We start from the raw sequence: 11682 nt of genomic DNA, 5'->3' as shown, positions 1-11682 counted from the left end.
TTTCTACTCCCTGCGCGCCTTTTGAAGCCCGGCTTCCGCGACGGCGTCGAAAAACGCATCAATCATTCCAGGATCCTTGACGCCCGGTGCGCTTTCCACCCCGGACGAAGCATCGATACCGCTTGCCCGCGTCGAGGCGAGCGCGAGCGCGACATTATCCTTGTTCAAACCTCCCGAAAGCATGTAATCCACGCTCTCGTCAAGGGAAGCCATCAGGCTCCAGTCGAAGGAGACGCCATTGCCGCCCGGCAGTTCGGAGCCGGCAGGCGCCTTGGCGTCGAACAGGAAACGATCGGCAACGCCGATGAACGGGCCGATCCGGTCGAGATCGGCGGCTTCCCTTACCGAAAAGACCTTCATGACCGGCAAGCCGTAGAGGGCCTTCGCATGCAGGATACGTTCCGGGCTTTCATGACCGTGGAACTGGAGGATATCGGGCCTCAGCAGCGAGACGATGTCGTCCAGTTCCTCGTCATCGGCATCGACCGTGACCGCGACTATCTTCACCCGGCCGCGAACACGGTCGGCCAGCTCACCGGCGATGTCCGGCTCGATATTGCGCGGGCTCTTGCGAAAGAAGATGAAGCCGATATGGGTCGCCCCCCGCGCCACAGCACGATCGACAGCCTCCGGGGTCTTCAGACCGCAAATCTTGATATCAGGTTTCATGATGCGCGGAGTGACACGAAATGCGTCAAGAGTCGAGCCAAATCGCGCGTTTCGGGTTCTCGGGCCTCTCGCCGGATCCAACCCGAGGGCGCGAATGACAAAGGACGGAATCCGCCCTTGGCGATCTCGGTATTTCTTGTTTCGGCCGGGACACGTCGGGTGCCTCGAATTAGATTTTTATAGTGACACGCGACGTGTCCCGTTCGGTGTTCTTGTGCTGCGCAACTTCGATCCCTCTGCGCGGATACCGGCACCTTAGCCAGGGCAGCGCTCGCGGCGGAAACCGCCGGACGCTCCGAAAGGTTCGTGCCTTTCGGCAAGAACCAGTCGCCGGTCCAATCATGTGTGCCGCACAGGCACGCCCCGCCATATTTTCAGACGAGAGGGGGACCATTTTCTGCGCAGCCCCTGACGACCCGCCTGCATCAACGGCAGACCGAAAGGGCACCGGTCCCATCTCGCCGGCGATGCCTGAACCGGTGTAGCCGAAACGGGACGCGGAGATTGTAGGCATGGGTTTGGAGGGCGGGGATGAAAAGAGACCGATTCCAGGGTAATTTTCTCTCAAATGACTGATTTTCCTAGGCAAGCCCCCTCTGCCCTGCCGGGCGTCTCCCCCATAGGGGGATCGGCTGGACGCACCGGCTTCCCCAAACAAGAAACCTCTCTACCCGGCAGGCGCTGGATGAGGCCGGAAAGCGAGGCAACCGCTTCGGCCCTTCGCTAAGGCTCAGGGCGTTCGGCGCTGCAATCGAATCACTGGATCGATTGCTCGGGCTACGCCCGACCGCTTCTCACTACTCGAAATCGATCGCGTGGAGCTGCGAGCCGTGCTGCTTCAGCCATTTGCGGGCTTCTTCCATGCGCGGGCAGAGTTCCTTGCAGAGCGCCCAGAATTTCGGCCCGTGATTCATCTCCTTCAGATGCGCCACTTCATGGGCTGCGAGGTAGTCGATCACCAGCGGCGGCGCCATGACGATGCGCCAAGAAAAACTCAGGTTTCCATCCCAGGAACAGGATCCCCAACGGCTGCGAGTATCCTTCATGCTGACCGATTTGACCGGTTTGCGGATCGCCGCCGCATGACGGGCGACCAGAGCTTCCAGGTCCTTGCGCGCCTCCTTCTTGAAAAAAGCCGAAAGCCGCCGGCCCATATGGTCTTCCAGCCCGCTCACCTTCAGTATCGGCTCGCCATCGACCATCACGGCTTCGGTGAGGCCGCGCAAGGTTCCGGTATGCTCGATGCGATGGGAAACGCCACGGAAGCAAATGCGGCCGCCATGGCGGACGGGGTTCTCGGTCGAGAACTTGGCGAGCCTGGTGAGCAGCCAGCCCTGATGCCGGTCGAGGAAATCATCGATCTCGTGCTTGCGCAAACCGGCCGGCACGGTGAGATTGAGCGCCCTTCCACCCGGCTCAATCCGGAGCGTGATACGGGTCGCGCGGCGGTTTTCCCTGATCGTCAGCGGCATGGCACGGCCGCCGACATGAAGGGTACGCTTCACCGTTTCGAGCGGTCTCGACCTGGAGCGGACGGGCTTTTTCAGAAGCGCAAACATTCTATCTTTTTAGCCGATTCCCTCTCATAAGAAAGCCGGCGTCTTCGGACGCCGGCTAGACTGTTTCATCGCATGCCGTGCCGCAAACCGCTGCACGGCACGCTTCGGCTGTTTCACGTGAATCCAACCGCGCGATCAGAGGTCCACGACCGGATTCTGGCCGGAACCGGAAGAATTGTTCCTGCGTTCGCGCATGAAGCGGTCGAACTCTTCCTGGTCCTTGGCGCGGCGAAGCTCGCGGACATAATTGTCGAATTCCTCGCGCATCTCATCCAGCTTGCGGCGTTCTTCCTCGAGCCGCTCAAGTTCAGCCTTGCGCCAGTCGTCGAACGCGACATTGCCGGTAGTAAAATGCGTATTGTAGCGACGGCCCGCCCGACGGCAGCCGGCGAATATGCGGTCAGCGCGGTCATTCGCATCGCGCTTGAAACCGCGCAGCCTTTCCCCGAAGAGGATGTAGGCAAGCATGGCCAGGCCCAGAGGCCAGAAGACCACGAAACCGAGCACCATGAGAGCGATGGTGGCCGGCGTCCAATCCGGACGAATCAATGCTGACTGGTTCATAGGTCACACCTGATGGTTTCAGCGGGTGGCCACATGCCAGCCCGACTGAATTCGATTTGGTGAGCCCATGATCCGCCTTCAAGAAGACGGATCATTAAATCCAAGAAGATGCTGAAATATAAGAGGGAAATCGGAGGGGGCGGATTCAGCCCGCCTTGCCGCCCCGGATGACCCGCTTTACCGGCGTCCTTTTTGCCGGCGCTCTGGCGTGTTTCTGCGCGAAGGCGACGATGCGCGGCGCAATCTCGCGGCGGAAGCGCGAGCCGTTGAAGACGCCGTAATGACCGACATCCGGCTGCATGTAGTGCATACGCATGTCTTCGGGAATATTCGGGCAGATGGCATGCGCCGCCTTCGTCTGGCCGAGGCCGGAAATGTCGTCGTTCTCCCCCTCGATGGTCAGCAGCGCGACATTGCGGATCGCTTTCGTATCGACCGGAGTGATCCGGTGCATCATTTCGCCCTTCGGCAGCGAATGCCTGATGAAGACGGTATCGACCGTCTGGAGATAGAATTCCTCCGTCAAGTCCATGACCGCCAGGTACTCATCGTAGAAATCGCGGTGCTTCTCAGCCGATTCGCCATCGTTCTTGACCAGATGCTGGAAGAATTCCTTGTGGGCGATCAGGTGGCGGTCGAGGTTCATAGACATGAAGCCCGACAGTTGCAGGAAACCCGGATAGACGCGACGCATAAAGCCCGACTGCGGCCAGGGCACATTCATGATGACATTGTCGCGGAACCATTCGATCGGATGTTCTTCCGCCAGCTTGTTGACGGCAGTCGGGTTGATGCGAGTGTCGATCGGGCCACCCATCAGGGTCATGGACGCCGGCAACATCGAATCCCGCTGAGATTCCATCACTGCGACGGCGGCCAGAACCGGGACCGAGGGCTGGCAGACGCCTATCACATGCACGCCAGGCCCGATGGCATGCAGCATCTCGATGACATAATCGATATAGTCGTCCAGATCGAAATGACCCTCCGTGAGCGGCACCGTGCGGGCGTCGATCCAGTCGGTGATATAGATATCCGCATGCGGCAGAAGCGCCTCAACCGTGCCGCGCAACAGCGTCGCATAATGACCGGACATGGGCGCGACGATGAGGATCTTCTGATCCGCCGGCCGATCCGCAGGCAGGTCGCGGCGGAAATGCAGGAGATTGCAGAAGGGCTTTTCCCAAACGATCTCTTCGCTCACCGCGACCTTCCGGCCATCTACCGTCGTCTGCGGAAGACCGAATTCCGGCTTGCCGTATCGGCGGGTTACACGCTCGAAGACTTCGAGGCTCGCGGAAAGCGTCCGTCCGACCGTCGTCTGGGAAAGCGGATTGAGCGGGTTGGAATAGAAGAAACGCATGGCATCCGCCGCGGCGCGGAACGGCACCATGGCGGCATGGTTCATCTCATAAAACTGATAGAACATGAATGTGCCACCTCTCGTGATTTTCGACGGCGTTCAGCAAAAACATCGAACCGATCGGTTCAGCAGCAGAGCCGGGATAAACTAACGGTTTTTTATCGCGGTGCAACATGAAGAAGGGATACCGGCGGGTTTTGCCATTGGAAAGCGGGACCGCGGATTATCCGCGGACTGCTCATTGATGACCTATAATGGTACGTAAGCCTTAAGGTTCCGCCTTCCAAGACTGGTAAAGGACTCGTGTCCGGCATGACACGAGTCCTTCGCTCACTTAATCGTCAGCGACGAAGGTCTGGCGCTGGGTGCCGAGGCCATCGACCCCGAGCTCGACGACATCGCCGGCCTTCAGGAAACGCGGCGGCTTCATGCCAAGGCCGACGCCCGGCGGGGTGCCGGTGGAGATGATGTCGCCGGGATGCAGCGACATGAACTGGCTCAGATAGGAGACGAGATAACGGACGCCGTACACCATCGTCCTTGATGAACCGTTCTGCATGGTTTCGCCGTTGACCTTCAGCCACATGCCGAGGTTCTGCGGATCGGCGACTTCGTCCTTCGTGACAAGCCAGGGGCCGATCGGGCCAAAAGTATCGCAGGACTTGCCCTTCGTCCACTGGCCGGCGCGCTCGGCCTGGAAGGCCCGCTCGGACACGTCGTTCGTTAGGCAGTAGCCGGCTACGTAATCAAGCGCGTCCGCCTCGGAGACATATTTTGCGGTCTTGCCTATGACAACGCCGAGCTCGACTTCCCAATCGGTCTTTACCGAGCCGCGCGGGATAAGCACATCGTCGTTCGGTCCGCAGATCGCCGACGTCGCCTTCATGAAGATGATCGGTTCCGGCGGGACCGCGGCGCCGGTCTCGGCGGCATGGTCGGAATAGTTGAGGCCGATGCAGATGAACTTGCCGGTGCCGGCGACGCAAGGGCCGATGCGGGCCGACTGCAATTCCGGCAGGCTTTCGGGATCCAGCGCGGCAATCTTCTTCAGACCTTCCGGGGAAATCGCCGCACCGGCAATATCGGCAACATGGCCGGAAAGATCGCGGATTTTGCCCTTGCTGTCGAGAATTGCCGGCTTTTCATGGCCCGGCTCGCCAATGCGCATCAGTTTCAAGGAATCTCCTCCGGTTGTCAGACAAGCCGCTTTATGGATCAAGTCGCGCGGCTTGTCACCCCGTTTTGCGGCAACCGGCAGGATGTTGCCAGCGAGGTTATTCGGCCTATTCTTTCCTATGGCCTTCCTGCAAACTCAACTTTGAAAATTCAGAGGATACCATGACCAGCAGCAATACCCGCGAATCGGAATTTCCGATCGATGCCTTCTTCCTGGACCGCTGGTCGCCGCGCGCCTTCACCGACGAGACGATCACACCGGAGACGATACTGACGATCCTCGATGCTGCACATTGGGCGCCCTCATCCGGAAATAACCAGCCCTGGCGTTTCATCTACGCTCTGCGCGGCACGCCTTCCTTCCCGGTCCTCGTCGATATCCTGAGCACCGGCAACCAGCGCTGGGCGAAGAATGCCGCAGCGCTGATGATCGTGATCTCGAAGACCTACCGGATCTCGAAGGATGGGGATCGGCGGCCAGCCTATACCCATTCCTATGACACGGGCGCCGCCTGGTTCTCGGTCATCTGCCAGGCCATGAAGCTCGGCTATCACGCCCACGGCATGGAGGGTTTCGACAAGGAGAAGGCGGTTGAGGTGCTTGGAATTCCGGAAGGGTACCGCGTGGAAGCGGCCGCGGCGATCGGCCGGATGGCAGACAGAAGTACCCTGCCTGACGATCTCGCCGACAGGGAGTTCCCGAGCAAACGCAAGCCAGTTTCCGAAATCGCCTTCGAGGGGAAATTCACCGGAGAACCATAACGGCGGGGGCGCAGCGACCGGGAGGGAGTCGCCGTGTTTCACGTGAATCCCCTATCCACAGGAAAGATTCACGTGAAACATTTTCGGGCTGGACAATAAAAAAGCGGCAGACCACAGGGACCGCCGCTTTTTTGTTGGTGACACCGGATGGGTCAGATATCGAGGTTGGCAACGCTCAGCGCGTTGTCCTGAATGAACTCGCGGCGCGGCTCGACCTCGTCGCCCATCAAGCGCGAGAATAGGCCATCGGCATCGGTCGCGTCATTGACCTTGACCTGCAGTAGCGAGCGGACGTTCGGATCGAGCGTGGTTTCCCAGAGCTGTTCGGCGTTCATTTCACCAAGCCCCTTGTAGCGCTGCATCGACAGGCCCTTGCGGCCCGCCGCGAAGATCGCGTCGAGAAGCGCCCGCGGGCCGGAGATTTCCTGCTCACCATCCTTGCGGCCGAGAACCGGCGGCGTGCGATAGATATCCTGCAGACGCGCCGTCATCTGGTCGATATGGCGGGCATCGGCCGAACCGATCAAAGCCACATCCAGGACCGCAATCTCCCTTACACCGCGTACCATACGCTCGAAGCGCAGGCCGCCCTCATCCGTCACATGGCCGGACCATCCGCGTTCGGTTTCCTCGGCGATCATGTCGAGCCGGCGGGCGACCTCGTCGGCCGTCTGCCGGGCGCGCTCGCGGTTGTCGGTGAGTTCCGGGTTCAATGCGCCGGCGATCGCCGCCTGTTCGATGATCGACCGATTGTAGCGTGAGTGCAGGCCGTCGGTCAGCGAACGCAGCCTGAGCGCATCCTGGATGACTTCCCGCAGATCCTGGCCGGCGCGCACCTCGCCCGAACCGAGCTTCAGGGTCGCTTCCTCCAAGCCCATGCCAATCAGATATTCCTCGAAAGCCTTTTCGTCCTTCAGGTACTGGATCGACTTGCCGCGGGTCACCTTATAAAGCGGCGGCTGGGCGATATAGATGTGGCCGCGCTCGATCAGCTCCGGCATCTGGCGGAAGAAGAAGGTCAGAAGCAGCGTGCGGATATGGGCGCCGTCGACATCTGCGTCCGTCATGATGATGATCTTGTGGTAGCGCAGCTTGTCGGCGTTGAACTCATCCTTGCCGATCGAGGTGCCGAGCGCGGTGATCAGCGTCCCGATTTCCTGACTCGACAGCATCTTGTCGAAGCGAGCGCGCTCGACATTGAGAATCTTGCCGCGCAGCGGCAGGATCGCCTGATTTTCCCGTGAACGCCCCTGCTTGGCGGAACCACCCGCGGAATCGCCCTCGACGAGAAAAACCTCGGACTTGGCCGGATCGCGCTCCGAGCAGTCGGCAAGCTTGCCGGGCAGAGAGGCAATGTCGAGAACGCCCTTGCGGCGCGTGAGTTCGCGCGCCTTGCGGGCCGCCTCGCGGGCGACCGCCGCCTCGACCACCTTGCCGACGAGAATCTTGGCTTCGGTGGGATGTTCCTCGAACCAGGTGCTGAGCGCCTCGTTGACGAGACTTTCGACCACCGGCCGGACTTCCGACGAAACGAGCTTGTCCTTGGTCTGCGACGAGAATTTCGGATCCGGCACCTTGACCGAAAGAACCGCCGTCAGGCCCTCGCGGCAATCTTCGCCCTGCAGCGTCACCTTTTCCTTCTTGGTGATGCCGGAGCTATCCGCGTAGGACGTCACCTGACGCGTCAAGGCTCCGCGGAACCCGGCCATATGGGTGCCGCCATCCCGCTGCGGAATATTATTGGTGAAGCAAAGCACGTTCTCGTGGTAGCTATCGTTCCACCACATCGCGACCTCGACGGTAATGCCGTCCTTCTCGCCCTTGATGGCGACCGGTTTGTCGACAAGTGGTTTCTTCGCACGGTCGAGATATCGGACGAAAGCCTCGAGGCCGCCGTCATAGATCATCTCTTCTTCCTTGATATCCGGCTTGCGCTTGTCCGTGAGCCGGATTCGGACGCCCGAATTCAGGAAGGCGAGTTCGCGCAAACGATGTTCGAGCGTGTTGTAATCATATTCAGTCATCGTGAAGGTTTCGGGACTGGCGAGAAAGGTGACCTCAGTGCCGGGCCGGCCCTCATATTCCCCCACGACCTTGAGCGGCGCATCGGCGACCCCATGGGTGAAGGAAATCTCGTGGACCTTGCCGTCGCGGCGGATGCGCAGCTTCAGCCAAGTGGAAAGCGCGTTCACGACCGAGACGCCGACACCATGCAGTCCGCCGGAGACCTTGTAGGAATTCTGGTCGAACTTGCCACCCGCATGGAGCTGGGTCATGATGACCTCGGCTGCGGAAACGCCCTCTCCCGAATGGATGGCGGTGGGGATGCCTCGTCCGTTGTCGGTCACGCTGACGGAACCATCGGGGTTGAGCGTCACGGTCACCAGATCGGCATGACCGGCCAACGCTTCGTCGATCGCGTTGTCGACGACCTCATAGACCATGTGATGCAGGCCGGAGCCATCGTCGGTATCGCCGATATACATGCCGGGACGCTTGCGGACGGCATCGAGGCCTTTCAGAACCTTGATCGAATCGGCACCATATTCGGCACTCGCGCCATTCTCGCTGACGGGTGTATCGGTCATCAAATATCTTCCAGTTCGTTTGAGATGCCGGGTGAGCGAATCACCGGCCATTCCACCCTTAGAATATAGGGAAATCGGGGCGGTTTCTAAAGGTTGGCAGGGACGAAAGCCGTGGATGCGTGCCAGAAGTCAATCCGGGCAGGGGGTTTTCCTCAGCAGCGTGTCCATGTTCTCTATCACGTCCGGCGGCAAAGTGCGAATCTGTTGTGCAAGGCGATTCGCAAAGGCAGTATAGGGCGCCGGAAGACCCGACGTATCCAGCACGACCTTCGGATGAGAGGCCTCCGCCAGCAGGAAAAGCTCCTCCGCTTCATCCCAGATGACATTGAAGTAGCCGGCAATCCGCTGCAGAAGCTCGAAGGTCGGTCTGCCGCGCCGACCGTGCTCCAGGGCCGAGAGGTAGGCCGGCGTCACGCCGATCGCCTCGGCAAGGTCACGCTGGGTGACTCCCTTGCGCCGGCGCAGTTCGCGCAATGCCTGGCCGAAGGGCGTCATTCGCGCTCCCCTCCATGGGCCCCCCGGCCCCGCGAGAGCCGGACATACATGGCGCCTTCGCCGCCGTGATGGCGCGCCGCCCATTCATAGGACGAAATCAGGAACCGGAATTCCGCCTTCGAAAACCACAGCGGCACGGCGCGTCGAAGTACCCCTTCGCTTCCCATCGAGCGACCTTTGCCGGTGATAACGAGGACGTGGCGGAGGCCCCGCTCATGCGCCCGCAGGAGGAAATCGAGCAGCAGGTCATGCGCCTCGTCCTGAAAAAGCCCGTGGAGGTCAAGACGTGCTTCGATCGGCAGGCGGCCCTTGGCAAGCTTCTTCTTCACCGGCTTTTCGAGAGGATGATGGATGTTGGACTTTCTCGATCGCGCGGCGGCGCTCTCAACAGCCTGGCTTTCCGGCACCGGCGCAGGCTTCGGCATGATGGTCTCCTCCACGGCGAGCTTTGCCGCTTCCTCCTCTTCGAATTCGAGAATCTCCTTCATCCGGCCGGGCAGCGCGTTGGCGGTTTTTGCCACCCTGCCCCAGAGAATCCGTTCTTCCGGATCGAGTTTTCGACCGCCCTTCATCCAACAAACCCGACAGAAGCCGCCTTCGGAACGAGAATATAGAAATCCGCATCATTGCGCACCGCTCCCGCCAGTTCACCGGCTTCAAATCCCGAGCCGGTGAAGATATCGCCGCGGGCCGGGCCGACGATCGCCGAGCCGGTATCGAGCGCCAGCATCAACCGCGCGAACGGCTTTCCGCCGTCCATGTGCGTCAGCGTTTCGGAGCGGATGAAGAAGGGAAAACCGAAGGTATGTATCTGCCTGTCGACCGCGAGCGATCGTCCCGCGATCAGCGGCACCTTGGCGGCGGCTACAGGACCCAGCGACGGTTCGGACACTTCCGCCTTCCGGAAGAAGATGTAGGAGCGGTTATGCCAGAGAACCTCGTCAACCTTAGCCGGATTCCGAGCCAGCCAGGCGCGAATGCTCTGCATGGAAATTTCCGCGGGATCGATTTCGCCACGATCGATCAGCAGCTTGCCGATCGGCGAGAAGGGATGGCCCGCCTTGGCGGCATAAGTGATGCGTTCGACCCTTCCGCCGGGGTATTTCAACCGCGCCGCGCCCTGCACATGAGCGAAGAAGACGTCGACCTTCGACTTCGCATAGGCGATTTCGAGACTGCGGCCTTCGAGAAAACCACCATCGATCTCCGCGCGATCCGGATAGGGTACGACGCCTTCCGCTGTTCGCTGCCCGAACATGTAGCCAGAGTCCATACTCGCCGGGCGACTCGCATCATCGAGATCGATCAGGTCGTCGGGACGGTAATAGAAGGGATAGGCCCAGGTTTCATCACGGGCGCCCGAGACCTCGATCTCCGGCTCGTAGAAAGCCGTGACGAAGCCGCGCCCGCCATCCAGGCGAGAAATCAGGAACGGAGTGCAATGGGTCTCGAAAAAAGCACGCGCGGAGGCGGCATCCGACGGGCTTTCGCCGGCCTTTTCCAGAAACCTCGCCAGATCATCGGCTGTCAGGCCCAGTGCGCCGGTGCGATAGGGTTTGACCTTGCGGATATGATCGCGGCAGGCCCGCATGCCGGCAAAGAGCGAGGTCGGATCGTCCTCTTCCCATCCGGGCAGATCTGAAAAGGATAGCGGCCGGAGCGTATAATCCGCAAAAACGCCTGTCATTGTTCGGATTCGGTGGCAACCAGCTTCCAGTTCGGATCGCGGGAGCGGATATCACGTGCGAAAGTCCAGATGTCGGTGACCTCGGCGACCGTTTCCTGATCGCCCTCGATCAGCGTGCCGGCCTTGTCGTAGGTGGCGGAGATCAACTGGCTGACGATACGGACCGTGACCTGCGCTTCGGAATCCTTGACCGCCGTATGCGTGATATCCGCCTTGTCGATTCCAACAAAAGTGGATTTCACCACTTCACCCCTGGCTTCCCGTTCAGAGATCGCGGTGTCGAAGCCATCATAAACCTCTTTGGAGAGGAGACCTTTCAACGTCTTCCGATCGCCATCCGCGAAGGCCATGACAATCATCTCATATGCCATACGGACGCCATTCAGGAAGTCGCGCGGACGAAAGGAAGGATCAACCCTCAGCAGTTCCCTGAGCGCAGTGTTGAGCGGGGTATCCGGTTTGGCGACGGCATCGATATCGGCATAACGCTGCTCATCAACCTCGGAATTTCGGCCCGGCAAGGTCACGACCTTACTGTCGTCGCCGTTCGAATTCTTCGCAGCATCACGGGAGCTATAGGGATCGAGTGGCGGCTTCTCGTTTCCTGTCCGCCGGCCGAGCACACTGCGCAGTTGCAGGAAGATCAGAACAGCGGCGACAAGGAAAAAGAGTGTTATAAAGTCGTTAGAGCCCATCTTAACCCGCAATTGCCGTTTAAATGTTTGTTGCACCTTCTCATATAGTCCGCATCCACCAATCATTCAAATAGCGAAGACGTCAGCGCAAAATACTGCAGGACCATTAAGAACTGGGAACAAC

11 protein-coding genes are annotated in these 11682 nt (G+C 60.1%); 1 reads left to right on the top strand and 10 read right to left on the bottom strand.

Annotated features, from left to right (window positions below; genetic code table 11):
- Positions 1-3: 3 nt before the first annotated feature.
- The 5 genes from J2046_RS26910 to J2046_RS26890 form a co-directional block, all read right to left on the bottom strand.
- Positions 4-669 (bottom strand): phosphoribosylanthranilate isomerase, encoded by a 666-nt coding sequence (locus J2046_RS26910; protein ID WP_210057068.1) that lies wholly within the window; start codon positions 667-669, stop codon positions 4-6.
- Positions 670-1466: 797 nt separating this feature from the next.
- Positions 1467-2228 (bottom strand): M48 family metallopeptidase, encoded by a 762-nt coding sequence (locus tag J2046_RS26905; RefSeq protein ID WP_210057066.1) that lies wholly within the window; start codon positions 2226-2228, stop codon positions 1467-1469.
- Positions 2229-2363: 135 nt separating this feature from the next.
- The gene (locus J2046_RS26900) at positions 2364-2792 is read right to left on the bottom strand and encodes a DUF2852 domain-containing protein (RefSeq protein WP_210057064.1); all 429 of its coding nucleotides are present in this window, start codon (positions 2790-2792) and stop codon (positions 2364-2366) included.
- Between the two features lie 145 nt (positions 2793-2937).
- Complete coding sequence (locus J2046_RS26895; RefSeq protein ID WP_210057062.1) at positions 2938-4221, bottom strand: polyhydroxyalkanoate depolymerase; 1284 nt, start codon at positions 4219-4221, stop codon at positions 2938-2940.
- A 268-nt stretch (positions 4222-4489) separates the two neighbouring features.
- Positions 4490-5332: a fumarylacetoacetate hydrolase family protein gene (locus tag J2046_RS26890; protein ID WP_210057060.1), complete on the bottom strand. Its 843-nt coding sequence runs from the start codon at positions 5330-5332 to the stop codon at positions 4490-4492.
- 161 nt (positions 5333-5493) lie between these two features.
- Here J2046_RS26890 and J2046_RS26885 point away from each other — a divergent pair, with 161 nt between their 5' ends.
- Entirely contained in the window at positions 5494-6093 is a 600-nt protein-coding gene (locus tag J2046_RS26885; protein WP_210057058.1) for a nitroreductase family protein, read from the top strand.
- Between the two features lie 152 nt (positions 6094-6245).
- Here J2046_RS26885 and gyrB read toward each other — a convergent pair whose 3' ends face one another.
- From gyrB to J2046_RS26860, 5 genes are all read right to left on the bottom strand, one after another.
- Positions 6246-8681: a DNA topoisomerase (ATP-hydrolyzing) subunit B gene (gene gyrB, locus J2046_RS26880; RefSeq protein ID WP_210057056.1), complete on the bottom strand. Its 2436-nt coding sequence runs from the start codon at positions 8679-8681 to the stop codon at positions 6246-6248.
- A 129-nt stretch (positions 8682-8810) separates the two neighbouring features.
- On the bottom strand, positions 8811-9176 hold the full coding sequence (locus J2046_RS26875; RefSeq protein WP_210057054.1) for a helix-turn-helix domain-containing protein: 366 nt from the start codon (positions 9174-9176) through the stop codon (positions 8811-8813).
- Entirely contained in the window at positions 9173-9748 is a 576-nt protein-coding gene (locus J2046_RS26870) for a Smr/MutS family protein (protein ID WP_210057052.1), read from the bottom strand. Before J2046_RS26870 ends, J2046_RS26875 begins: the two co-directional genes overlap by 4 nt.
- Positions 9745-10863, bottom strand: coding sequence for a murein transglycosylase A (gene mltA, locus J2046_RS26865; protein ID WP_210057050.1), 1119 nt, complete (start codon positions 10861-10863; stop codon positions 9745-9747). Before mltA ends, J2046_RS26870 begins: the two co-directional genes overlap by 4 nt.
- Positions 10860-11558 (bottom strand): Tim44/TimA family putative adaptor protein, encoded by a 699-nt coding sequence (locus tag J2046_RS26860; RefSeq protein WP_037154000.1) that lies wholly within the window; start codon positions 11556-11558, stop codon positions 10860-10862. The genes mltA and J2046_RS26860 overlap by 4 nt, the downstream gene beginning before the upstream one ends.
- Positions 11559-11682: the final 124 nt, after the last annotated feature.

The organism is Neorhizobium petrolearium (assembly GCF_017873175.1).
GTDB lineage: Bacteria > Pseudomonadota > Alphaproteobacteria > Rhizobiales > Rhizobiaceae > Neorhizobium > Neorhizobium petrolearium.
This window is presented reverse-complemented; position numbering and strand designations above follow the sequence as displayed.

Coding starts and splice junctions, on each gene's coding strand:
- J2046_RS26910 (WP_210057068.1), bottom strand. CDS start 669: ATGAAACCTGATATCAAGATTTGCGGTCTGAAGACCCCGGAGGCTGTC.
- J2046_RS26905 (WP_210057066.1), bottom strand. CDS start 2,228: ATGTTTGCGCTTCTGAAAAAGCCCGTCCGCTCCAGGTCGAGACCGCTC.
- J2046_RS26900 (WP_210057064.1), bottom strand. CDS start 2,792: ATGAACCAGTCAGCATTGATTCGTCCGGATTGGACGCCGGCCACCATC.
- J2046_RS26895 (WP_210057062.1), bottom strand. CDS start 4,221: ATGTTCTATCAGTTTTATGAGATGAACCATGCCGCCATGGTGCCGTTC.
- J2046_RS26885 (WP_210057058.1), top strand. CDS start 5,494: ATGACCAGCAGCAATACCCGCGAATCGGAATTTCCGATCGATGCCTTC.
- gyrB (WP_210057056.1), bottom strand. CDS start 8,681: ATGACCGATACACCCGTCAGCGAGAATGGCGCGAGTGCCGAATATGGT.
- J2046_RS26875 (WP_210057054.1), bottom strand. CDS start 9,176: ATGACGCCCTTCGGCCAGGCATTGCGCGAACTGCGCCGGCGCAAGGGA.
- J2046_RS26870 (WP_210057052.1), bottom strand. CDS start 9,748: ATGAAGGGCGGTCGAAAACTCGATCCGGAAGAACGGATTCTCTGGGGC.
- mltA (WP_210057050.1), bottom strand. CDS start 10,863: ATGACAGGCGTTTTTGCGGATTATACGCTCCGGCCGCTATCCTTTTCA.
- J2046_RS26860 (WP_037154000.1), bottom strand. CDS start 11,558: ATGGGCTCTAACGACTTTATAACACTCTTTTTCCTTGTCGCCGCTGTT.